At 73.5% G+C, this 21,698-nt stretch carries 22 protein-coding genes; 14 read left to right on the top strand and 8 right to left on the bottom strand.

Annotation, left to right across the window (positions count from 1 at the left end; translation table 11 throughout):
* The first annotated feature begins 90 nt into the window (after window positions 1-90).
* Window positions 91-498, top strand: coding sequence for a DUF4259 domain-containing protein (locus ACFC0Z_RS19080; RefSeq protein WP_376439019.1), 408 nt, complete (start codon window positions 91-93; stop codon window positions 496-498).
* Between the two features lie 72 nt (window positions 499-570).
* Window positions 571-1,203 (top strand): class I SAM-dependent methyltransferase, encoded by a 633-nt coding sequence (locus tag ACFC0Z_RS19075; protein WP_376439016.1) that lies wholly within the window; start codon window positions 571-573, stop codon window positions 1,201-1,203.
* A gap of 42 nt (window positions 1,204-1,245) precedes the next feature.
* Here the strand turns inward: ACFC0Z_RS19075 and ACFC0Z_RS19070 are convergent, their stop codons facing one another.
* On the bottom strand, window positions 1,246-3,213 hold the full coding sequence (locus ACFC0Z_RS19070; protein ID WP_376439014.1) for a hypothetical protein: 1,968 nt from the start codon (window positions 3,211-3,213) through the stop codon (window positions 1,246-1,248).
* A 152-nt stretch (window positions 3,214-3,365) separates the two neighbouring features.
* On the opposite strand from ACFC0Z_RS19070, the gene ACFC0Z_RS19065 reads away from it, so the two are divergent.
* From ACFC0Z_RS19065 to ACFC0Z_RS19055, 3 genes are all read left to right on the top strand, one after another.
* Window positions 3,366-4,274 (top strand): N-acetylmuramoyl-L-alanine amidase, encoded by a 909-nt coding sequence (locus ACFC0Z_RS19065; protein WP_376439011.1) that lies wholly within the window; start codon window positions 3,366-3,368, stop codon window positions 4,272-4,274.
* Window positions 4,275-4,391: 117 nt separating this feature from the next.
* Window positions 4,392-5,321: a hypothetical protein gene (locus tag ACFC0Z_RS19060; RefSeq protein WP_376439167.1), complete on the top strand. Its 930-nt coding sequence runs from the start codon at window positions 4,392-4,394 to the stop codon at window positions 5,319-5,321.
* Between the two features lie 115 nt (window positions 5,322-5,436).
* Window positions 5,437-6,450: an LLM class F420-dependent oxidoreductase gene (locus ACFC0Z_RS19055; protein ID WP_376439008.1), complete on the top strand. Its 1,014-nt coding sequence runs from the start codon at window positions 5,437-5,439 to the stop codon at window positions 6,448-6,450.
* Here the strand turns inward: ACFC0Z_RS19055 and ACFC0Z_RS19050 are convergent, their stop codons facing one another.
* From ACFC0Z_RS19050 to ACFC0Z_RS19035, 4 genes are all read right to left on the bottom strand, one after another.
* Window positions 6,451-6,996, bottom strand: a complete 546-nt coding sequence (locus ACFC0Z_RS19050; protein ID WP_376439164.1) for a hypothetical protein — start codon at window positions 6,994-6,996, stop codon at window positions 6,451-6,453.
* Window positions 6,997-7,085: 89 nt separating this feature from the next.
* Window positions 7,086-8,171: a prenyltransferase gene (locus tag ACFC0Z_RS19045; protein ID WP_376439005.1), complete on the bottom strand. Its 1,086-nt coding sequence runs from the start codon at window positions 8,169-8,171 to the stop codon at window positions 7,086-7,088.
* Complete coding sequence (locus tag ACFC0Z_RS19040; RefSeq protein WP_376439003.1) at window positions 8,168-8,899, bottom strand: class I SAM-dependent methyltransferase; 732 nt, start codon at window positions 8,897-8,899, stop codon at window positions 8,168-8,170. Before ACFC0Z_RS19040 ends, ACFC0Z_RS19045 begins: the two co-directional genes overlap by 4 nt.
* A gap of 72 nt (window positions 8,900-8,971) precedes the next feature.
* Entirely contained in the window at window positions 8,972-10,300 is a 1,329-nt protein-coding gene (locus tag ACFC0Z_RS19035; protein ID WP_376439000.1) for a glycosyltransferase family 4 protein, read from the bottom strand.
* A gap of 216 nt (window positions 10,301-10,516) precedes the next feature.
* On the opposite strand from ACFC0Z_RS19035, the gene ACFC0Z_RS19030 reads away from it, so the two are divergent.
* Window positions 10,517-11,137, top strand: coding sequence for a TetR family transcriptional regulator (locus tag ACFC0Z_RS19030; RefSeq protein WP_360802601.1), 621 nt, complete (start codon window positions 10,517-10,519; stop codon window positions 11,135-11,137).
* A 115-nt stretch (window positions 11,138-11,252) separates the two neighbouring features.
* Here ACFC0Z_RS19030 and ACFC0Z_RS19025 read toward each other — a convergent pair whose 3' ends face one another.
* The 3 genes from ACFC0Z_RS19025 to ACFC0Z_RS19015 form a co-directional block, all read right to left on the bottom strand.
* Window positions 11,253-11,819, bottom strand: a complete 567-nt coding sequence (locus ACFC0Z_RS19025) for a hypothetical protein (RefSeq protein WP_376438997.1) — start codon at window positions 11,817-11,819, stop codon at window positions 11,253-11,255.
* Between the two features lie 116 nt (window positions 11,820-11,935).
* A complete protein-coding gene (locus ACFC0Z_RS19020; protein ID WP_376438994.1) occupies window positions 11,936-12,169 on the bottom strand; it encodes a ferredoxin in 234 nt (77 codons plus the stop codon).
* Window positions 12,169-13,629, bottom strand: coding sequence for an aldehyde dehydrogenase (locus tag ACFC0Z_RS19015; RefSeq protein ID WP_376438992.1), 1,461 nt, complete (start codon window positions 13,627-13,629; stop codon window positions 12,169-12,171). The genes ACFC0Z_RS19020 and ACFC0Z_RS19015 overlap by 1 nt, the downstream gene beginning before the upstream one ends.
* A 142-nt stretch (window positions 13,630-13,771) precedes the next feature.
* On the opposite strand from ACFC0Z_RS19015, the gene ACFC0Z_RS19010 reads away from it, so the two are divergent.
* The 8 genes from ACFC0Z_RS19010 (at window position 13,772) to ACFC0Z_RS18975 (ending at window position 21,630) form a co-directional block, all read left to right on the top strand.
* Window positions 13,772-14,809 (top strand): MBL fold metallo-hydrolase, encoded by a 1,038-nt coding sequence (locus ACFC0Z_RS19010; RefSeq protein ID WP_376438989.1) that lies wholly within the window; start codon window positions 13,772-13,774, stop codon window positions 14,807-14,809.
* A 270-nt stretch (window positions 14,810-15,079) separates the two neighbouring features.
* On the top strand, window positions 15,080-16,339 hold the full coding sequence (locus ACFC0Z_RS19005) for a prenyltransferase/squalene oxidase repeat-containing protein (RefSeq protein WP_376438986.1): 1,260 nt from the start codon (window positions 15,080-15,082) through the stop codon (window positions 16,337-16,339).
* Window positions 16,336-17,022 carry an SCO2322 family protein gene (locus ACFC0Z_RS19000; protein WP_376438983.1) on the top strand — a complete coding sequence of 229 codons (687 nt, stop codon included), beginning with the start codon at window positions 16,336-16,338 and terminating at the stop codon, window positions 17,020-17,022. Before ACFC0Z_RS19005 ends, ACFC0Z_RS19000 begins: the two co-directional genes overlap by 4 nt.
* Entirely contained in the window at window positions 17,019-18,215 is a 1,197-nt protein-coding gene (locus tag ACFC0Z_RS18995) for an energy-coupling factor transporter transmembrane protein EcfT (protein ID WP_376438981.1), read from the top strand. The genes ACFC0Z_RS19000 and ACFC0Z_RS18995 overlap by 4 nt, the downstream gene beginning before the upstream one ends.
* The gene (locus tag ACFC0Z_RS18990) at window positions 18,212-19,744 is read left to right on the top strand and encodes an ATP-binding cassette domain-containing protein (protein ID WP_376438979.1); all 1,533 of its coding nucleotides are present in this window, start codon (window positions 18,212-18,214) and stop codon (window positions 19,742-19,744) included. The genes ACFC0Z_RS18995 and ACFC0Z_RS18990 overlap by 4 nt, the downstream gene beginning before the upstream one ends.
* On the top strand, window positions 19,639-20,052 hold the full coding sequence (locus ACFC0Z_RS18985) for an AAA family ATPase (protein ID WP_376439161.1): 414 nt from the start codon (window positions 19,639-19,641) through the stop codon (window positions 20,050-20,052). The genes ACFC0Z_RS18990 and ACFC0Z_RS18985 overlap by 106 nt, the downstream gene beginning before the upstream one ends.
* Window positions 20,049-20,942 (top strand): ECF transporter S component, encoded by an 894-nt coding sequence (locus tag ACFC0Z_RS18980; RefSeq protein WP_376438976.1) that lies wholly within the window; start codon window positions 20,049-20,051, stop codon window positions 20,940-20,942. Before ACFC0Z_RS18985 ends, ACFC0Z_RS18980 begins: the two co-directional genes overlap by 4 nt.
* 286 nt (window positions 20,943-21,228) lie before the next feature.
* On the top strand, window positions 21,229-21,630 hold the full coding sequence (locus tag ACFC0Z_RS18975; protein WP_376438973.1) for a transglycosylase SLT domain-containing protein: 402 nt from the start codon (window positions 21,229-21,231) through the stop codon (window positions 21,628-21,630).
* The last annotated feature ends 68 nt before the right edge of the window (window positions 21,631-21,698 follow it).

Raw genomic sequence — 21,698 nt, 5'->3', positions numbered from 1 at the left:
GACGGTGGATCAGAAAGGCGCGTTGTCAGTGGCGCCTGTCACGATCGTTCCCACGTTCCGAACCCGTACGACGGAGAGAGTGAGCACACCATGGGCACGTGGGACATCGGTCCGTTCGACAACGACACCGCCGCCGACTTCTCGTGGCGCGTCGACGAGGCGCCCATCGAGCAGCGGGCGGAGGTGCTGCGGGCGGCGTTCCAGGAGGTGACCGGGACCGGGGACGCCGACTACCTGGACTCGGACTACGCCGCGCAGGCCGTCGCGGCGGCGGCCCTTGTCGCCGCGCAGTGCCCGGGCGGGGAGGCGCTCGCGACCTCGTACGGCCCGAAGCAGCCCCTGCCGGAGCTCCCGGCGGACCTGCGGCCGCTCGCCGTCGCCGCCCTCGACCGCACGCTCGGACCGGAGTCGGAGCTCCTGGAGCTGTGGGAGGAGTCAGGGGACGACACGTGGGTGACGGGGATACGCACGCTGCGGGCGGTGCTGGCCGGGGCCTGACGGTGTCGTGCGGCGGGTGCGTAGGGCACGATGGGCGCGCGTATCCGCGTACCCGCCAGTAGGAGGACCCCCATGGCCGCCGAGCCCGCTCCCGAGATCCTTGCCGCCTTCGAGGCGGCCAAGGGGTTCATGCCCGTCGTGGAGGGGCTCGCGCTGTACGACGCCGCCACCGAGGCGGCCAAGCTCGGCCTGCCGCTCCTGGAGGTCGGGACGTACTGCGGGCGGTCCACGATCCTGCTCGCCGACGTCGCCCGGCAGGCGGGGACGGTCGCGGTGACCGTGGACCACCACCGGGGCAGCGAGGAGCAGCAGCCGGGCTGGGAGTACCACGACGCGACCGTGGTCGACCCGGAGGTGGGGCTCATGGACACCCTCCCCACCTTCCGCCGCACCCTGCACAAGGCCGGGCTCGAAGAGCACGTCATCGCGGTCGTCGGCCGCTCGCCGCTGGTCGCGAAGGCCTGGGGCGGCGAGCTCGGCCTCGTCTTCGTCGACGGCGGGCACACCGACGAGCACGCCACGAACGACTACGAGGGCTGGGCCCCCAAGGTCGCCCCCGGGGGCCTGCTCGTCATCCACGACGTCTTCCCTGACCCGGCGGACGGCGGCCAGGCCCCGTACCGGATCTACCTCCGGGCCCTGGAGTCCGGAGACTTCGAGGAGGTCTCGGTCACCGACTCCCTCCGGGTGCTGCGCCGCCGCTGAACCGGATCCGGACCGGACCGGACCGGCCCCCTGCGGCCCGGCTCAGAACAGCGTGGTCACATACAGGCAGTTCGTGTAGCTGTACCCCGGCTCGATCTTCGTCTTGCTCGCCTTCGTGTCCCCGTACGACGAGCCGCTGGCGGCCCTCTTCTGGAGGAACTGGTAGTCACCGGCGGGCAGGAGCAGGGTCGCCTTCGGGTACTTCGAGGACGGCCCGGAGCACGCCTTGATCTTCGGCGAGTTGACCAGCAGCGGCTCCTGGTACTTCTTGCAGGTCGCGCAGGCCTTCAGCGTGACCTTGCCGGTGATGGGTCCGGTGTAGAGCAGTTCGACCGAGCCCGGGCCGTCGTTGCTCACGACCAGGACCATCCGCTCGCCGCCGGGGTCCTTCGCCGGGGGCAGGCGCTTGCCCGCCGCCGGCTCCTCCTCGGCGATCTCGGCGGCGATGGCGATGGACCGGGCGTGCGCCGCCTGCGGGCTGTCCGGGTACGCCTTCGCGTACTCGGTCATCGCCGTGGCCGCCTCGTCGTACTCCTTCTTCTTGAAGTGCTCCGTCCCGCACGCGAAGTCGCCCCGCTGGACGGCCGCCTTGGCGTCGCGCGTGACGCCTTCGAGGGCGGCGTCCGGCATGTCGGTCAGCGTCGTCCGGAGGGTGCGGATCTCCGTGGTCGCGGCGCACGCGCCGGAGCCGCTGTCGAGCGCGTCCGTACGGCGCTTGAGCGCGTCCCGCAGGGCCGGTTCGACCTTGGCCGTGTGCGGCGACGTCGGGAAGGTGGTCATCAGCTCGTTGAAGCTCTCGGCGGCGCTCGGCACGACCGTCGTCGCCGCGAGCGCGGCCGTGCCGCACTCGTAGAGGGAGCGCGCGAGCGGCTCGTCGGTCTTCGCGGGCCGGGTCCCGAGGAGCTGCTTGTCGACGGTTCCGGCGAGCCCCCGCAGGTGCCGCAGCGGGGCGAGCGCGCCGCAGAAGTCGTTCTTCGCGTACGGGGCGGACACCGTCTCGTAGTACGCGTCCAGCCGCGCCGGGACGAGCTTCCCGGCCCGCGATCCCGCGTGGCGCAGCCCGAGTTCCTGGTATCCCGTCAGCGCCGTCTTGTAGGACGGCTCGGCCTGCGCGAAGGCGAGGCCGTCGGCCGACTTCACCAGCGCGTCCGCCGCCGCGAGCATGTCGAGGAGCTGCTGCTCCTTCGCCTCGTCGCGGGCCGCCCCGTACGCGAGCGTGCCGCCCGCCGGCACGGCGAGGAGCACGACGGCGAGCGGCAGCGCGAGCCGGCGGAAGGCGGTGCCGATCCGCAGGGTCGCGCGCAGCCCGCGCCGGGCGCCGTCGAGGGCGGCGGCGAGCAGGACCACGCCGTAGCCGACGAGGACTCCCCGGGGGACGCCGTCGACGTCGGCGGGGAGCGCGAGGACGAGCAGGGCGGCGGTGGCGATCCAGCAGAGGACGGCGCCGAGCCAGTTCCGCAGCAGGACGTAACCGAGGCCGAGGCATGACAGGTTGAGGAGGCCGATCAGGGCGGCCTGTGCCGGGTTGGCCTCGCCGCGCGGCCCGGAGCCCCCGCCGCCGGGCCCGTACCCGGGCGGGGCGGTGGGCGGCGGCGGGATCGTGCCGACGCCCGACCAGCCGGGAGCGGTGGCCGGTCCCTGACCTTGCCCGTGGCCGGGAGCGGGCCCGGCCGCGGCCCCTGGGGCGGCGGGTCCGGGAGCCGGCCCGGCCGCGGGTCCGGGAGGAGGTACGGGTACGGGGCCGGGGCCCTGCGCGGCGGGTACGGCGCCCGGCGGCGGGCCGAAGCCCGCGGCCGACGGCGGGCCCGGCGGCGGACCGGCCGGCGGACCGGCCGGCGGACCGGCCGGCGGCGCCGGGGCCTCCCACGGCGCGGGGGCTCCAAAGCCGCCCTGCGTACCGCCCGTCCCGCTGGCACCACTCGTCCCGCCCGCACCTCCCTCCCCTAACCCGCCGCTCCCCGGAATCCGGTCGGACGGCTCGGGGCGTGCGTCGTTCGGTTCTTCCCCCACTGGTTCCCCCTCGTGGGTCCATGCGCGGTGGCACCCCCCACCGTCGCCTCTCTCCCCTACCCTCCACTGCCCCGTCACACGCGTCCACACGTTTCCGGAAGCCGGTGGACCCGGTACGGGCATTCGCCCCCGCCAGGCCCTAAAGTCGCGGGGTGCCGAACGACCACCGGAAGACCGCCCCCCGCCCCCGCCCCCTCGTCCTCGCCCTCGCGCTGGCGGGCTGCTGCGCCGCGCTCGCCGGCTGCGGAGCCTCCCAGGCGTCCGAGGGCTCCGGCGCCGCCGACGTCTCCGGGAAGAGCGGAACCCAGTCGCCACCACCCGCCGCGTCCGCCACACCCTCCGGCGACGCCTCCGCCTCCGCGGCCTCCGCGCTCCCCCTCGCCGGCCGCACCGTCGTCGTCGACCCCGGCCACAACCCGGGGAACTTCCGGCACACGCGGGAGATCAACGAGAAGGTGGACATCGGCACGGCCCGCAAGGAGTGCGACACCACCGGCACCGCCACGAACGCCACCGCCTCGCGGGCCGCGTACACCGAGGCCGCCTTCACCCTCGACGTCTCGCACCGCCTGCGGGACCTCCTCACCGCGCGCGGCGCGAAGGTGGTCCTGACCCACGACGCCGACCGCCCCTTCGGCCCGTGCATCGACGAGCGGGCGCGGATCGGCAACAAGGCCCGTCCCGACGCCGTCGTCTCCGTCCACGCGGACGGCTCGGCCGTCGGCAACCGGGGCTTCCACGTGATCCTCCCGGCCCGCGTGCACTCCGGCGCGGCCGACACGACCGCCATCGTCGGCCCCTCCCGCGCGCTGGGCGAGGCCGTCGCCGACCGCTTCGCGCGGTCGACGGGCACGAAGCCCTCCAACTACATCGGCTCCGGTACGGGGTTGGACGTCCGGGACGACCTCGGCGGCCTGAATCTCTCGACCGTCCCCAAGGTCTTCGTCGAATGCGGCAACATGCGTGACCCGAAGGACGCCGCGCTGCTGTCCTCCGCGGCCTGGCGCCAGAAGGCCGCGCAGGGCCTGGCGGACGGCATCGAGACCTACCTCGGAGGGTAGAACCGGCGAGCGATAGATTCGCTCCGTACCATGGGGCAACCCCCGTGCCACGACCTTGAGCGCCACCCCGACGTGACGCCGCGACGACGCGACGACGACCTGACGAAGGACTTTTACGTGAATATCCGCTCCCTCACCCGAGGCGATGGCGTGCTGATCGGCGCAGCGGTGGTGCTGTTCATCGCCTCGTTCCTCGGCATCTCCGGCTGCGAGGCCAGTGACGCGATCTGCGACCAGATCGACACCCCGAACTCCTGGGAGATCTCGCCCCTCGGCTGGGGCTCCTTCTTCCTCGGCATCGCCAGTGCCGCGCTCGTCGTCGTCTCGCACGGTCTGCCGCAGCAGCGCAAGGTGGCCGGCCTGGAGCTCGGCCAGGTCGGCGCGGGCTTCGCCATCGCCTCGGCGTGGACGCTGCTCATGTGGTTCTTCGAGTCGGAGAGCGCCGGCGCCGGCCTCGTCCTCGGTCTGGTCGCCGCGCTGGTCCTGGCCGCCGCCGCCGTCGCCGCTCCGCTGGTCCCCGCCCTGAAGGCCCCGCTGATGCCCGCGCCTTCTCCGCAGACCCCGCAGCCGTACGGCATGCAGCCCGGCCAGCCGGGTCAGCAGGGTGTCCCCGGCGGGTACGGCTACCCGGGCGGCCCGCAGCCGCACCAGCAGCAGCCGTACGGTGCCCAGGACCCGTCGCAGGGCGGCGGCCAGCCGTTCGGCGGCCAGCCCGGCCCGCAGCAGCACGCCCAGCCGCAGGCGGCTCAGCAGCCGCACGCCGCGCAGCAGCAGCCCGAGCCGCAGGCCGCCCAGGCCCCGCAGTCCCAGCAGCAGCCGCAGCCCGAGGCCGCGCAGCCGCCGGCCTCGGACTTCGCGCCGTTCTGGTTCGCGGTCCCGGTCGCCCGTCCGCTGTACGCGGAGGACGGCTCGCAGGCGCCGATCGCCGAACTGGCGCCCGGCACCTGGTACCTGGCCGTCGAGCAGCGCGGTCCGGGTCTGGTGGCCCAGACCCAGGACGGCCGCCGCGGTGTCCTCCAGGACACGAACGGCATCCAGCGCGGCTGACGTCCCGCACACCCACGCAGCGGCCCCTCGCCACGGAATCCCTTCCGGGCGGGGGGCCGTTGGCGTACAGTCCCCGCACCACATCATCTGACTGACCGTCAGAAAGGACGCGGGCATGCGCCTCGGACTCGCTCTCGGCTACTGGGGCCGCGGCCCCTCCCCCGCCCACCTCGACCTCGCCCGCGAGGCCGAGCGCCTCGGCTACGACTCGGTGTGGACGGCGGAGGCCTGGGGCTCCGACGCCTTCACCGCGCTGACCTGGATCGCCGCGCACACCTCGCGCGTCAGGCTGGGGACGGCCGTCGCGCAGATGGCCGCCCGCACCCCGACCGCGACCGCGATGCACGCGCTGACCCTCGACCACCTCTCCGGCGGCCGGATGATGCTCGGCCTCGGCCTCTCGGGACCGCAGGTCGTCGAGGGCTGGTACGGCCGCCCGTTCCCCCGCTCCCCGCTGACCGCCACCCGCGAGTACGTGGACGTCATCCGCCAGGTCCTGCGCCGCGAGGGCCCCGTCACGCTCGACGGCCGCTTCCACGCGCACCCGTACGCCGGCGAGGACGGCACCGGTCTCGGCAAGGCCCTCAAGCCGATCACCCACCCCCTGCGGGCCGACCTCCCGGTCCTCCTCGGCGCCGAGGGCCCGAAGAACATCGCCCAGACGCTGGCCATCGCCGACGGCTGGCTGCCCCTGTACTGGTCCCCGGACCGCTGGGCCGAGGTGTACGCGCTCCCCGAACGCCTCCCGGACGGATTCCTCGTCGCCCCCATGGTCCGCGCCCAGCTCTGCGAGGACGTCACGGCCGGCCTGCTGCCCGTGAAGGCGATGCTCGGCTTCTACATCGGCGGCATGGGGCACGCGGCCCGGAACTTCCACGCCGACCTGATGGGACGGATGGGGTACGGGAAGGAGGCCGCCCGCATCCAGGAGCTGTTCGCGGCGGGGCGCCGCGAGGAGGCGGTCCTCGCCGTCCCGGACGCCTTCGCGGACGAGATCTCGCTCGTCGGCCCCCGGAAGCGGATCGCCGCGCGCCTGGAGGCATGGCGAAGGGGCCCGGTGACGGACCTGCTGGTCACGGCCCCGGACCCCGCCACGCTCCGCCTGATGGCGGAGCTCAACAACCAGTGATCACCCTCCGGAGAGCTGCGCGGCGCTCGGGACCTTGTCCACGACCTCCGCGCCCGCGCTCTTTCCGGCGTCCTTGACGCTGTTGATGACGGACTCGAAGGAGCCGATGTCCGCCGCGCTCGCGTCGCCCTTGCGGAGCTTCGTCCCGAGGTCCTTGAGCGAGTCGATCCCGGCGGAGAGCGGCCCGACGGCCTTGGCCAGCAGCGGGTCCCCCTTGGCGTTGTTCACGGCCGCCTTGAGCCGGTTGTACGTGAACGCTCCCGCGAGGCCCGCCTTCACGAGGGCGAAGGTCCGCCCGTCCGCGCCCTTCGTGAACTTGCCCGCCTTGTAGGGCTTCACGATCCACTGGTAGGCGGCTCCCGCCGCCAGGCCCGCGTTGGCCACGAACCGCGTCTTGGCCAGCTTCTGCTGCTCGAAGGTCGCGGAGGACGTGGGCGTCGCGGCGGCGGCGCTCACGCTCTGCGTGTCGTCACCGCCGCACGCGGCGGTGGTCAGGAGCAGGGCGCAGGACAGCGACAGTGCCGCGACGCCGCGGGCGGTTCTCATGGGCACGACAGGACCTCCGTGGGGGTTCGTGACGCCCAGCCTCACCCCGGTCCCCCGCGTCCGCCACTCGGGCGACTCCGCACGAGCGGTCAGCAGCAGTCCGGGTCGAGCCCCGCCGGGAGCCGTTCGCCGCCGAAGACGGCGACGGTCGCCTCCTCGCCGCCGAGGGCCGCGACGGCGAGCAGCAGGGAGCCGGCGGTCCAGCTGGTCTGCTCCTCGGGCCACATCGCCTTGTCGCTGTCGGTGTCGCCCTCGAAGACGTACCCCGTCCAGTACATGCCGTTCCCGGCGCGCAGGTGCTGGATGTCCTGGAGGACGGCGAGCGCCCGGTCGGACTCGCCGATCGCCCAGAGGGCGAGGGCGAGTTCGCACGACTCGCCGCCGGTCACCCAGGGGTTGGGGACGACGCAGCGGACGCCGAGTCCGGGGACGACGAACGCGTCCCAGGCGGACGCGATGCGGGCCTTGGCCTCCTCGCCGGTGACGGCGCCGCCGAGGACGGGGTAGTACCAGTCCATCGAGTAGCGGGACTTGTCGAGGAAGCGCTCGGGGTGGCGGCGGATCGCGTGACCGAGCATGCCGGCCGCCAGCTCCCAGTCGGGCTGCGGCTCTTCGCGGGCCTCGGCGATGGCGAGGGCGCACCGCAGGGCCTGGTGGATGGAGGAGCTGCCGGTCAGGAGCGCGTCCTCGACGGCCCGGCCGTCGGCCTCGCGCTTCCAGCCGATCTGACCGCCGGGCCGCTGGAGCCCGAGGACGAACTCGACGGCCGCGTAGACGACGGGCCACATGCGGTCGAGGAAGGCGTCGTCGCCGGTGGAGAGGTAGTGGTGCCAGACGCCGACGGCGATGTAGGCGACGAAGTTGGACTCGCGGCTCCGGTCGGTGACGTCCTCCGGGTCGCCGTCCTGGTAGGCCGCGTACCAGGAGCCGTCCTGGTTCTGGTGGCGGGCGAGCCAGGCGTAGGCGCGGGCGGCGGCCTCGTGCTCGCCGGCCGCGTCGAGGGCCATGGCCGCCTCGGTGTGGTCCCAGGGGTCGAGGTGGTGGCCGCGGAACCACGGTATGGCGCCGTCCTCGCGCTGCGTGGCGAGGATCCCGGCGACGGTCTCGGCGGCCTGCTCGGCGGTGAGCACCCCCGGCAGGACGAGGTGCTCGGCGATCCGCTCGGGGCTGGTCACGCCTGCACCTGCGGGAGGTGCGGCTTGGTCGCGTACGCCACGAAGCTCTTGCCGACGACCGGGTTGAGCAGCTGCTCGGTGATCCGGGTCAGGGCGGGCTTCTTCATGATGTCCCAGACCAGGAGCTTGTGGTACGCGCGGACCGGGAGGGCCTTGTCGTTGTCGACGCCGAAGGCGCACTTGAGCCACCAGTACGGGGCGTGCAGGGCGTGCGCGTGGTGGGTGCCGTACGGCTTGAGGCCGGCCTGCCGGATCTTGGCGAGCAGCTCGTCGGCCTTGTAGATGCGGATGTGGCCGCCCTCGACCTCGTGGTACGCGTCGGAGAGCGTCCAGCAGATCTTCTCGGGGCCGTACCGGGGCACGGTGATCGCGATGCGGCCGCCGGGCTTGAGGACGCGCACCATCTCGGCGAGGACGCCCTTGTCGTCCGGGATGTGCTCCATGACCTCGGAGATGATGACGACGTCGAAGGACTCGTCCGGGAAGGGCAGGTTGAGGGCGTCGCCCTCCATCGCGGTGGCGGTGGCGCCGGCGGGGGCCTCCCCGGCCTCCTTCATGGCCGCGAACCACTTGGCGACCTCGCGGATCTCCTCGCCGTTCTGGTCGAGGGCGACGACCTGCGCGCCGCGCCGGTAGCACTCGAAGGCGTGCCGGCCCGCACCACAGCCCAGGTCGAGCACGCGGTCGCCGGGGGCGAGCGGGAAGCGGGTGAAGTCGACGGTCAGCACGAATGCCTGCCTTCGTGGTCGGGACGGGGGTGGTACGGAGGTACGGAGGTACAGCGGCGTATGCGGTGGTGGTCAGCGCCGGGGCCGTGCGCCCTGGCGGGCGACGGCCTCGCGGTAGAGGTCCGCCGTGCCCTGGGCCGCGCGGGCCCAGGTGAACCGGTCCAGGACGCGGGCCCGGCCCGCCTCGCCGAGGCGGGCGCGGAGCTCCGGGTCGCCGAGGACCCGTCCGAGCGCCGCGGCCAGCGCCCCCGCGTCGCCGGGCGGCACCGCGAGGCAGGTCTCGCCGTCGGCGCCCGCGACCTCGGGGATCGCGCCGCCGGTGGTGGCGACGAGCGGGGTCCCGGTGGCCATGCCCTCGGCGGCCGGCAGCGAGAAGCCCTCGTAGAGGGAGGGGACGCAGGCGACCTGGGCGGAGCGGTAGAGGTCGACGAGTTCGGCGTCGGTGATGCCCTTGACGAACTCGACGGCGCCGCCGAGCCCGTACTTCTCGATGGCCTGGGCGACCGGGCCGTCCTCGGCGCGCTTGCCGACGACGACGAGGTGGGCGTCGGGACGCTCGGTACGGAGCTTGGCGAGCGCCTCGATCAGGAAGACGAGGCCCTTGAGGGGGACGTCGGCGCTGGAGGTGGTGACGATCCGGCCGGGGATCTCGGCGACGGCCGGGTCGGGGGACCAGAGGGTGGTGTCGGCGCCGATGTGGACGACCCGGACGCGGTCCTCCCGTACGCCGAGGTGCTCGACGATCTCCTGGCGCGAGGTGCCGGAGACGGTGAGGACGGACGGCAGCCGGCGGGCGACGCGCTTCTGCATGCGGGTGAAGGCGTACCAGCGGCGGACGGAGGCGCGGCGCTTCCAGTCGGCGGCGGCGTCGAGTTCGAGCTGCCGGTCGACGGTGATGGGGTGGTGGATCGTGGTGACGAGGGGCGCGCCGAGGGCGCCGGGGCCGCCGAGGAGTCCGTACCCGAGCGTCTGGTTGTCGTGGACGACGTCGAAGTCGCCGCGGCGGGCGGCGAGCATGCGGCGGGCGCGCAGGGAGAAGGTGAGCGGTTCGGGGAAGCCGCCGGTCCACATGGTGGCGACTTCGAGGCCGTCGATCCAGTCGCGGTACTCGTCGCGCTTCGGGGTCCTGAAGGGGTCCGGGGAGCGGTAGAGGTCGAGGCTGGCGATCTCGGTGAGCGGGACGCCGTCGTCCAGGGTGGGGTACGGCTGCGAGCCGATGACCTCGACGCTGTGGCCGAGGCGGGCGAGTTCGCGGGAGAGGTGACGGACGTAGACGCCCTGTCCTCCGCAGAAGGGGTTCCCCTTGTACGTGAGGAGGGCGATCCGCAGCGGACGATCACCGTCCGCGGAGGCGGCCTGCCGGGGGCCGGCCGGGCTTGCCTCTATGGCTTCCGCGGTCATGACGCGACCCCCTTCGAGCGTGTTTCGCCGGAGCGTAACCGCTCGCGCTAATCTAGAACAAGTTACAGACTTGATCGTTCTCGATCGGTTCTCGATCATTCGAGGAGGACAGAATCTACCGGCTGGTAGCTCCGTGGTGAGAGCCGGACCAGGTGATTCGCGCCACGACGGCCAGAACGCCATACTGTCGCCCCCCACCCCACGGAACGGGACCCCATGACCGCAGAGAGCAGACCGGAGCTCAGACCCGCGTCGCCACCCCTCACGGAGCGGCAGGAGGCGCGGCGCCGCCGCATCCTGGACGCCAGCGCCCAGCTCGCCGCGCGGGGCGGCTTCGACGCCGTGCAGATGCGCGAGGTCGCGGAGGCGGCGGGGGTGGCCCTCGGCACGCTGTACCGCTACTTCCCCTCCAAGATCCACCTCCTGGTCGCGACCATGCAGGACCAGCTCCAGCACATGCACACGACCCTCCGGAAGCGGCCCCCGGCGGGCGCCGCCCCCGCGGAGCGCGTCGCGGAGACCCTCATGCGGGCCTTCCGCGCCCTCCAGCGCGAGCCGCAGCTCGCGGACGCGATGGTGCGGGCCCTGACCTTCGCCGACCGCGGGGTGAGCCCCGAGGTCGACACGGTCTCGCGGCTGACGACCGCGATCATCCTGGACGCGATGGGGACCTCGGACCCGACCCCGCGTCAGCTGTCGGTGGTGCGGGTGATCGAGCACACCTGGCACTCGGCGCTCATCACCTGGCTGTCGGGACGGGCGTCGATCGCCCAGGTGAAGATCGACATCGAGACGGTCTGCCGCCTCATCGACCTCGTCGAGCCGGAACCCCGCTGAGGGGGACCGTCCGCGCTCCCGGCACCGTCCGCGCTCCCGGCACCGGGGGCGCGGACGGTCCCGCGCTGGGCCCTGTCCGGCCCGGCGGGTCAGGACCCCCGACCGGCCCGGCGGGTCAGGACCCCTGACCGGCCGTGGCGTTGCTCGCGGCGATGGCCGCCGCGCACTCCGGGCCGCTGTCGACGGCCACGAACATGACCAGCTTCAGCGGGCCCGCCGAGTGGTTGCTCGCCTGGAGCTGCCAGCTGCTCTTCTTCAGCGACTTGATGACCGAGCCGCCCGCGCCGGAGCTCCGCTGCTCGCTCCAGCCGCCCTTGGTCAGGGTCGCCACGGAGTCCGCGTACGACTTCGCCGGGTCCGCGGCCTTCTCGGCGTCGGCCGTCCAGCTGACCATGCAGTCCTTGGCCTCGGCCGGCACGCCCTCACCGGTGGAGTCCTGCGTGAAGCCGGCCCCCGTCGCCGCGTCGGTGATCTCCTTGGTGACGGCGTCGACGTCGAGCTTCTGCCCGGCGTCACCGCCGCCACCCGAACCACCGGTCGCGGAGGACCCGGCCGAGGACGAACCCGCGGACGCGGAACCACCCTTGTCCGAGCCGCCCTTGTCCGAGCCGCCCTCGCTCCCGCAGCCCGCGACGAGCAGAATCACACCGGCGGCCGCGGCCACCATCTTCGCCTTGCGCACAACACTCCCAAATACGCACGCACGAAGGCTTCTTGCCCCCGTTGAACGACGCACAGTTTTGCACGTGGGAATGACGGCACCTCACGAGGCGGGCGTCCGGGGCCACTCGGCCGGCCCTACTCCTCCGGCGGGTAGACCGGCTCGCCCCCGTCCGCCAGCGTGATCAGGATCGCCTCCACCGGACAGCCCTCCGCCGCCGCCAGGAGCCGCTCCCCCGCGTCCGTCTCCGGCTCGGTCGGGTGGGACTGGCGGGCCGAGTCCAGACGGAAGCCGGTCGGGGCGTGGTTGACGCACATGCCGGAGCCGATGCAGACGCTCCGGTCGACCTCGACGTGCCAGCGGTCGCCCATCACGCGTCCCCGTATCCGGCCGGGAGGTGGATCATCTTGTGCTCCAGGTACTCGCCGAAGCCCTCGGGGCCGAACTCGCGGCCCACGCCGGAGCTCTTGTAGCCGCCGAAGGGGCCGAGCATGTCGAGGCTGAAGGTGTTGACGTTGAAGGTGCCGGTGCGCACGCGGCGGCCGAAGTCGATGCCGTGCTCGACGTCGCCGGTCCAGACGCTGCCGCTGAGGCCGAAGTCGGAGTCGTTCGCGATCCGGAGGGCCTCGGCCTCGTCCCCGTACGGCAGGAGGCAGATCACCGGGCCGAAGATCTCCTCGCGGGCGATCCGCATGGAGTTGTCGACGTCACCGAAGAGCGTCGGCTCGACGTACCAGCCGCGGTCGAGCCCGGCCGGACGGCCGCCGCCCGCGAGGACCTTGGCGCCCTCCGACTGGCCGATGCCTATGTAGTCGAGGGAGCGCTGCTGCTGGCGGCGGGCGACGAGCGGGCCGACCTGGGTGGCCGGGTCGAGCGGGTCGCCGACGACGAGCGCGCCGGCCGCGGCGGCGAGCGCCTCGGAGATCTCGTCGTACCGCGAGCGGGGCACGAGGATGCGGGTCTGGGCCACGCACGCCTGACCGTTGTTCATCCAGGCGGCCGGGACGATCCCGGCGACGGTGGTGTCGAGGTCCGCGTCGGGCAGGATCACGGCGGCGGACTTGCCGCCCAGTTCGAGGGTGACGCGGGTGAGGTTGCGCGAGGCGACCTCCATGACCCGCTTGCCCGCCGCGACCGAGCCGGTGAAGGAGACCTTGTCGACGCCGGGGTGGCCGACGAGGTACTCGCTGACCTCCCGGTCGGCGGGCAGGATCGACAGGACGCCCTCGGGGAGCCCGGCCTCGGCCGCGATCTCGCCGAGGATGTACGAGTCGAGCGGCGCCTCCGGGGAGGGCTTGAGCACCACGGTGCAGCCGGCGAGGAGCGCGGGCCCGAGCTTGGCGGCGGCGGTGAACTGCGGCACGTTCCACGGGACGACGGCCGCGACCACCCCGACCGGCTCGCGCCGCACGAGCAGCGGGCCGAGCACCCCGCCGCGCCGCTCCTCGAAGGTGAAGTCCCGGGCGACGGCGATGGCCGCGTCCCAGACCATCATCGCGCCGAGCGCCTGGGCCAGGACCGACCAGGAGTACGGGGAGCCGTTCTGCGAGCTGATGACGCGGCCGATCTCCTCGTACCGCACGGCGATGGCGTCCTTGATGCGGGTGACGACCGCGATCCGCTCCTCCAGGGTCATCCGCGGCCAGGGCCCCTCGTCGAAGGCCTTGCGGGCGGCGGCGACGGCCCGGTCGACGTCGGCCTCGGAGGCGTGCGGGACGCGGCCGATGACCTCCTCCGTGTGCGGCGAGATCACCTCGATGACCGCACTGCCGAGCGGGTCGGTCAACTCCCCGCCGATGAACAGCTTTCCGTGCTCCACAAGCTCGGTCATGACCGCCGCCTTCCGGGAGGACTGAGGGACGCGAAAACACTTCTGACGATGCCTCAGAACTGATACCAGTTCTAGTTATGATGGGCAACGGTCCGGTACGCGGAGATCAAGCCCCTGACGGTTTCGGGAAGATGAGGCAGACATGACCCAGGTGACCGAGCACGGCGGAGGCGTCTGGTCCCTTCGGGTCCCGATCCCGGACAACCCCCTCGGCCACACCCTCGTCCACGTCCTCGACACCGACCGCGGCCCGGTCCTCGTCGACACCGGCTGGGACGACCCCGCCTCCTGGACCGAACTCACCGCCGGACTCACCGCCCTCGGACTCTCCGTCCAGGAGATCCACGGCGTCGTCATCACCCACCACCACCCCGACCACCACGGCCTCTCCGGCCGGGTCCGCGAGGAGTCCGGCGCCTGGATCGCCATGCACGCCGCCGACACGGCCGTCGTCCGCCGCACCCGCTCCGCCGAGCCCGGCACCTGGCTCGACTACATGACGAACAAGCTCACCGCCGTCGGCGCCCCCGAGGAGCACCTCGCCCCGCTGATCGCCGCCCGCGCCTCCGGCCGGCTGCGCACCCTGCCCGGCCTGAGCTCCGCCGTCCCCGACCGCGAGATCGTCCCCGGCGAGCTCCTCGACCTCGCCGGGCGGCGGCTCCGCGCCGTCTGGACCCCCGGCCACACCCCCGGCCACGTCTGCCTCCACCTGGAGGAGGAGCACCCCGCCGGGCTCCCGGGCCACGGGCGCCTCTTCTCCGGCGACCACCTGCTCCCCGGCATCTCCCCGCACATCGGCCTCTACGAGCACCCGGGCGAGGCCCAGGAGACCGACCCCCTCGGCGACTACCTCGACTCCCTGGAGCGCATCGGCCGCCTCGGCGTCGCCGAGGTCCTCCCGGCCCACCAGTACGCCTTCGCCGACGCCGCCGGCCGGGTCGCCGAGCTCCTCGCCCACCACGAGGAGCGCCTCACCGGACTCCTCTCCCTCCTCTCCGCCCCGCTCACGCCGTGGCAGCTCGCCGAGCGGATGGAGTGGAACCGCCCCTGGGACCGGATCCCCCACGACTCCCGGAACATCGCCGTCAGCGAGGCCGAGGCGCACCTTCGGCGCCTCGTGAAGCTGGGGCGGGCGGAGGCGGTGGCGGGGACGGACCCGGTGACGTACGTCGCGGTGTGAGGCCCGGGGGCCGCGGTCCCCGGGCCGGTAGAGTGGGCGGGTCGTCATCATGCCCGTACGCGGGGGGAAGCCGGTGCGAATCCGGCACTGACCCCTTCCCCAAGCTCTCGGCTTCGCTCGAGCAGGGGATACCCCATTCGTGAGCGGCCCTCCCCGAGGGCGGCGAGTCGGAATGCCGCGCGGGACGTGAAGGCCGGCACCGTCGAGGAATACGGAGCCGGAGCCTGGTGCCCAGAGGCGTGCCGGAGCCCGGCCGCAGGAGAGGGCCCCATGAACACCGTCCGCCGCGCCGCCGCCGCGCTCGCCGCCGCCGTCGTCATCGGCTCCGGAGCGGCCCTGGCCGCCCCGGCCGCCGCCGCGCCCTCCCCCTCCACGTCCGAGACGGGCACCTCCGGTGCGATCGTCGGCCTGTACGGCTCCGGCGACCCGACGTACGACGGCGTCTGGCGCCAGTCCTACGCCTTCCTCGCCCAGCGCGGCGCCGGCTACCAGCCCGCCGACCAGGCCGTGAAGTGGCTCCTCGACCAGCAGTGCGCCGACGGCTCCTTCAGCTCGTACCGCGCGGACTCCACCAAGCCCTGCGACGACAAGACGATGCGGGACACCAACGCCACCGCGCTCGCCGTGCAGGCGCTCGGCGCCGTCCGCCGCCAGTACGTCACCCCCGAGAACGCCGCCACGGCCGTCAAGGCCGGCACCGACTGGCTGCGGACCGTCCAGAACAAGGACGGCGGCTGGAGCTACTCCCCCGGCGCCCCCAGCGACGCCAACTCGACCTCGGTGATCGTCAGCGCCCTCGCCGCGACCGGCACCAAGCCCACCGACTTCACCTCCGTCGAGGGCCACAACCCCTACGACGCGCTCCTCACCTTCGCCCTGCCCTGCTCGGACAAGGAGGGCGCGGGCGCCTTCGCGTACCAGCCCGACAAGGACGGCAAGCTGCTCGCCAACGCGGACGCGACCGCCGCCGCCACCCTCGCCGGGCTCGGCAAGAGCGTCGTCGCCCGCCGGGTCGAGCCCCCGCAGACCCCGACCTGCCAGGACCCGACGAAGCCGACCGCCGAGCGGGCCGCCCTCAACGGCTCCTCCTACCTGGCGAAGGCCCTCGCGAAGACCGGCTACCTCCTCACCCCGCCGATGCCCGGCGCCACCGACACCGCCGACAAGCCCGACGTCGGCAACACCGCCGACGCCGTCATCGCGCTCGCCGTGACCGGCGCCACCAAGGAGGCGCTGCCCTCCCTGGAGTGGCTCCAGAAGAACTCGGCCGCGTGGGCGAAGAAGAACGGCCCCGCCGCGTACGCGCAGCTGATCCTGGCGGCCCGCTCGATGGAGACGGACCCGACCGCCTTCGGCACGGTCAACCTGGTCTCGGAGCTCAACGCCCTCGGCCCCGAGCCGAAGGTCGCGGACAACTCCACCGCCGCCACGGACGACGAGGACTCCGGCTTCGACATCTGGTGGATCATCGGCATCGGCATGGTCGTCGGCGTCGGCATCGGCTTCCTCATGAGCGGCCGCAAGAAGTGACCTCCCGCACCTCCCGGACGTTCGCCGGCAGGGTCGCCGCCGCCGGCGCGGCCCTGACGCTGACCGTCCTCGCGGCGGCCCCGGCGCAGGCCGCCGGCTACCGCTACTGGTCGTTCTGGGAGAGCGACGGCGGCAAGCCGTGGGCGTACGCCAGCCTCGGCCCGGCGACGGCCCGCCCCGCCGACGGCGACACCATCGGCTTCCGCTTCGCGGTCAGCGAGGGCACGAGCGACACGTCCATGCCGACCCCCGCCCCCGACTTCGCGAAGATCTGCGGGGACGTGGCGGAGAAGTCCGGGACCAAGCGGATCGCGGTCGTCGTCGACTTCGGCGGCCCGAAGGACACCCCGCCGGGCGAGACCCTGCCCGCCGAGACGGTCCGGCTCGGCTGCGCCCGGGTCCCGGAGGCCGGGACGGGCGCGGACGCGCTCGCGGCGGTGGCGAAGCCGCTGCGGTACAACGACGTGGCGATGCTGTGCGCCATCGCGGGATACCCGGCGAAGGGCTGCGGCGAGCAGGTGGCCGAGGCCCCGGACCCGACCGCGGCCCCTTCGGAGGCGCCCGCCTCGGCCTCCGGCATGAAGCCGGTCGACAGCGGCCCGTCGTTCGGCGTGCTCGCCGGCGGGGCGGCCGTGCTCGCCCTGGGCGGGGCGGCGATCTGGAAGGCCCGCCGGCGCGGATGAGTCCCGCCCGCACGACGACGTCCGAAACGTCCAAGGCCTCCGCCTCCTCGACGTTCACGGCCTCCGCCTCCTCGACGTTCACGGCCCCCGCCTCCTCGACGTTCACGGCGCCCGTCGCGAACCGCTCGAACGCCCTGCACGCCGGTGCCTGGTGGCTGTGGGCGCTCGGCCTGGCCGTCGCCGCCTCCCGCACCACGAACCCGCTGCTCCTCGGCCTGCTGGTCGGGGTCGCCGGGTACGTCGTCGCGGCCCGCCGCACGGACGCGCCCTGGGCCCGCTCGTACGGCGCGTTCGTGAAGCTCGGCCTGTTCGTCGTCTTCCTGCGGGTCGTCTTCTCCCTCCTCCTCGGCTCGCCGATCCCGGGGACGCACACCCTGTTCACGCTCCCCGAGGTGCCGCTCCCCGACTGGGTGCAGGGCATCCGGATCGGGGGCCGGGTCACGGCCGAGCAGCTGGTCTTCGCCCTGTACGAGGGCGCGAAGCTGGCGACCCTGCTGATCTGCGTCGGCGCGGCGAACGCGCTGGCCAACCCGGCGCGGCTGCTGAAGTCGCTGCCGGGCGCGCTGTACGAGGCGGGGGTCGCCGTCGTCGTGGCGATGACGTTCGCGCCGAACATGGTCGCCGACGTGGCCCGGCTCCGTACCGCCCGCCGCCTGCGCGGCCGCCCCACGGGCGGGGTACGGGCGGTGCTCCAGATCGGCCTGCCCGTACTGGAAGGGGCGCTGGAGCGCTCGATCGCGGTGGCGGCGTCGATGGACGCGCGCGGGTACGGCCGGACGGCCCAGGTCCCGCCCTCGGTCCGCCGCACCACGAACCTCCTCACCCTCGGCGGCCTCCTCGGCGTCTGCGCGGGCTCGTACGGACTCCTCGCGGCGGAGGGAGCGGGGTACGGGCTGCCGCTGCTCGGCGCCGGCTTGCTCGCGGCGATGGCCGGGCTCCGGCTCGGCGGCCGCCGGACCGTCCGTACGCGCTACCGCCCCGACCGCTGGGGCGTCCGGGCCTGGCTGGTGGCGGGCTCGGGCATCGCGGTCGCGGTCCTGATGATCTGGGCGAACCAGTACGCGCCGGAGGCGCTGCACCCCGGGGTCGTCCCGCTCGAAGCTCCGCAGCTGCCGGTGTGGCCGGCGCTGTCGATCCTGGTGGGCCTGCTCCCGGCGTGGGTGGCACCCGTTCCCGAGGAGTCTGTGTCGTGATCCGCTTCGAAAACGTCTCGGTGAGGTACGAGGAGGACGCCAGGCCGACCCTGCGGAACCTGGACCTCACCATCCCCGAGGGCGAACTCGTGCTGCTCGTCGGCCCCTCGGGCGTCGGCAAGTCCACGCTGCTCGGCACGGTGTCCGGCCTCGTCCCGCACTTCTCGGGCGGCACCCTGACCGGCCGCGTGACGGTCGACGGCCGGGACACCCGGCTGCACCCGCCGCGGGAGCTCGCGGACGTGGTGGGCACGGTGGGCCAGGACCCGTCGGCGCACTTCGTGACGGACACGGTGGAGGACGAGCTCGCGTACGGCATGGAGTCCCTGGGCCTCGCGCCCGCGGTCATGCGGCGCCGCGTCGAGGAGACCCTCGACCTGCTGGGCCTCGCGGAACTCCGCGACCGCCCGATCGCGACGCTCTCCGGCGGCCAGCGCCAGCGGGTCGCGATCGGCTCGGTCCTGACCCCGCACCCCAAGGTCCTCGTCCTCGACGAACCGACGTCGGCGCTGGACCCGTCGGCGGCGGAGGACGTCCTCGCGGTGCTCCAGCGCCTGGTCCACGACCTCGGCACGACGGTCCTCCTCGCGGAGCACCGCCTGGAACGGGTGGTCCAGTACGCGGACCAGGTGCTGCTGCTGCCGGAAGCGGTGCTCGGCACACCGGCCGACGTGATGGCGATCTCCCCGGTCCACCCGCCGGTGGTGGCCCTGGGCAGACTGGCGGGCTGGTCCCCACTGCCCCTGACGGTACGGGACGCGCGGCGACGGTCCGGCGAACTGAAGGAACGCCTGGCGGACCGGCTGCCGGTGGCGGCGACGAGCGCCGTGGCCGGGCCCGCGAACCGGGCCGCCGCGCCGGCACAGGCCAGCCCTGCGGGGCCTCTCCCCCACCCCGCCCCTTCCCGAAACCAGGGGCTCCGCCCCCGGACCCCCGCGCCTCAAACGCCGGCGGGGCTGGATCTTCCAGCCCGTCCGGCGTTTGAGGACCGGGGTCCGGGGCAGAGCCCCGGTTTCGGGAAGGGGCGGGGTGGGGGCTTCCTCCCGTTCCTGCGACGGCGCCGCACCACCCCGGCCGCCCCGACCGCGGGCCCCCTCCTCCTCGCCGAAGGCCTCCGCGTCCGCCGCGGCCGCGTCGAGGCCCTCCGTCGTATCGACCTTCAGGTCACCCCGGGCGAGACCGTCGCCCTCATGGGCCGCAACGGCGCCGGCAAGTCCACCCTGCTCTCCACCCTCGTCGGCATGATCGAGCCGACCGCCGGCACGGTCCGGGTCGCGGGCCTGGCCCCGCACGCCACCGCCCCGGCGGAGCTGATCCGCCAGGTCGGCCTGGTCCCGCAGGAGCCCAGGGACCTCCTCTACGCGGACACGGTCGCCGCCGAGTGCACCGCCGCCGACACGGACGCGCACGCGGCCCCCGGCACCTGCCGTGCCCTGGTCGAGGAGCTGATCCCGGGGCTCGCCGACGGCACCACCCCCGCGACCTCTCCGAGGGGCAGCGCCTGGCCCTCGCGCTGGCCGTCGTGCTGACCGGCCGTCCTCCCCTTCTTCTCCTGGACGAGCCGACCCGCGGTCTCGACTACGCGGCGAAGGCCCGTCTGGTCACGCAGCTGCGTGCCCTGGCGGCGGACGGTCACGCGATCGTGCTGGCGACCCATGACGTGGAGCTGGCCGCGGAGCTCTCCCACCGGGTGGTGGTCATCGCGGACGGCGAGGTCGTCGCGGACGGCCCGACGGCCGAGGTCGTCGTCTCCTCCCCCGCCTTCTCCCCGCAGGTGGCGAAGATCCTCGCCCCGCAGCCCTGGCTCACGGTCGAACAGGTGGAGGCGGCGCTGTGACGCGAACAGACACCCGCGCCGTCCGCGCCGTCCGCGTCCTCCGCCTCGGCCCCCGCTCCGTCACCGCCCTCGTCCTCGTCTCCCTCATCGGGCTCGCCGCCTTCACCTGGCCCCTCTTCGCGGACGCGGACTCGGCCGTGACCTCGCACGCGGGCGACGCCCCGTGGCTCTTCGCCGCGCTCCTCCCCCTTCTCGTCGCCGTCGTCGTCGCGACGATCGCGGACTCCGGCATGGACGCGAAGGCGGTCGCGATGCTGGGCGTGCTCGCCGCCGTGGGCGCGGCGCTGCGCCCGCTGGGGGCGGGGACGGGCGGCCTGGAGCCGATGTTCTTCCTGATGGTGCTGAGCGGCCGGGTCCTCGGCCCGGGCTTCGGTTTCGTCCTCGGCGCGGTCACGATGTTCGCGTCGGCCCTGCTCACGGGCGGTGTGGGCCCGTGGATGCCGTTCCAGATGCTGTCGATGGGCTGGTTCACGATGGGCGCGGGGCTGTTGCCGGGCCCGGACCGGCTCCGGGGGCGGGCCGAGCTGCTGATGCTGTCCGCGTACGGGTTCGTGGCGGCGTTCGCGTACGGAACGATCATGAACCTTCAGGGCTGGGTGCTGATCCTGGCCCCGGAATCCAGCCCTATCGCGTTCCAGCCCGGAGCCCCGCTGCACGAGAACCTGGTCCGGTTCCTCGCGTACGTCACGGCCACGTCCCTCGGCTGGGACCTGGGCCGTGCCGTCCTCACCGTGGTCCTCACCCTCACCATCGGATCCACGCTCCTGAAGGCCCTTCGCCGTGCGACTCGAAGGGCGAACTTCGAGGCCCAGGTCACATTCGAAGGCCCGGAAAAGGGCCTCGCGGGTGAGGCGCCCCACAGGACCCACGTCACAAACGAGCCGGAATAGTAGACGGGCAAACCCGCCGATATCTCCTCACACGCTCTCGTGACCTGCGGAAACCCCTCAAGCCACTTATCCGGCACCTACCCCCCACATCCGAACCTTCCTCGTAATGGGGGTCATTGCATCGGGGCTCCGGGCCTGGTTCATTGGAGGACGTCGCCAGGCAGCCGGTGTTCACCACGGAGCCTCGGACGGCCGGTTCCCCCCAGATCCCGGTTCCCCCGGGCCCTGGTTCCGGCTTGCCGAAAACGCCTGGCGCGGTCCTTGTACCCGACGTTAGGTAGATACGTTGTTCAGCTCGCTCACCACTCGTGCCGCCGTCCGCAAGCGCTCCCTCGCCGCCACCGCGGCCGTCCTTCTGGGCGCGACCGGCGTGGCACTCGGTACGTCGGGCTCGGCTTCCGCCGCCAGCCCGCAGGAGCTCGCTCGAAAGATCGTCCCCGCCTCGCAGTACTCCTCCTTCAGCAAGATCGTCGAGCACGAGTCCGGCTGGAACCCCGCCGCCACCAACTCGTCCAGCGGTGCCTACGGCCTGGTCCAGGCCCTTCCGGGCTCGAAGATGAGCTCCGCCGGCGCCGACTGGAAGACCAACCCGGCCACCCAGATCAAGTGGGGCCTGGACTACATGAACGAGCGCTACGGCTCCCCGAACGACGCCTGGGCGTTCTGGCAGGCCAACGGCTGGTACTAAGCCGACAGCCGCCGGCAGCCACAGCCGCACGCAGCGCGCACGCCCCGCAGTGCGCGCATCCGCAAGGC

Origin of the sequence: Streptomyces sp. NPDC056144 (genome assembly GCF_042264145.1) — a bacterium.
In the GTDB taxonomy this organism is placed as follows: domain Bacteria; phylum Actinomycetota; class Actinomycetes; order Streptomycetales; family Streptomycetaceae; genus Streptomyces.
Note: the sequence above shows the minus strand (reverse complement) of the source record. Positions and strands in the feature narration are given on the sequence as shown.

Excerpts from the sequence above, each read along its gene's own strand:
- ACFC0Z_RS18995 (WP_376438981.1), top strand. The coding sequence starts at position 17,019 with ATGAGTCCCGCCCGCACGACGACGTCCGAAACGTCCAAGGCCTCCGCC.
- ACFC0Z_RS19080 (WP_376439019.1), top strand. The coding sequence starts at position 91 with ATGGGCACGTGGGACATCGGTCCGTTCGACAACGACACCGCCGCCGAC.
- ACFC0Z_RS19005 (WP_376438986.1), top strand. The coding sequence starts at position 15,080 with ATGAACACCGTCCGCCGCGCCGCCGCCGCGCTCGCCGCCGCCGTCGTC.
- ACFC0Z_RS19050 (WP_376439164.1), bottom strand. The coding sequence starts at position 6,996 with ATGAGAACCGCCCGCGGCGTCGCGGCACTGTCGCTGTCCTGCGCCCTG.
- ACFC0Z_RS19075 (WP_376439016.1), top strand. The coding sequence starts at position 571 with ATGGCCGCCGAGCCCGCTCCCGAGATCCTTGCCGCCTTCGAGGCGGCC.
- ACFC0Z_RS19030 (WP_360802601.1), top strand. The coding sequence starts at position 10,517 with ATGACCGCAGAGAGCAGACCGGAGCTCAGACCCGCGTCGCCACCCCTC.
- ACFC0Z_RS19055 (WP_376439008.1), top strand. The coding sequence starts at position 5,437 with ATGCGCCTCGGACTCGCTCTCGGCTACTGGGGCCGCGGCCCCTCCCCC.
- ACFC0Z_RS19010 (WP_376438989.1), top strand. The coding sequence starts at position 13,772 with ATGACCCAGGTGACCGAGCACGGCGGAGGCGTCTGGTCCCTTCGGGTC.
- ACFC0Z_RS19035 (WP_376439000.1), bottom strand. The coding sequence starts at position 10,300 with ATGACCGCGGAAGCCATAGAGGCAAGCCCGGCCGGCCCCCGGCAGGCC.
- ACFC0Z_RS19015 (WP_376438992.1), bottom strand. The coding sequence starts at position 13,629 with ATGACCGAGCTTGTGGAGCACGGAAAGCTGTTCATCGGCGGGGAGTTG.
- ACFC0Z_RS19020 (WP_376438994.1), bottom strand. The coding sequence starts at position 12,169 with ATGGGCGACCGCTGGCACGTCGAGGTCGACCGGAGCGTCTGCATCGGC.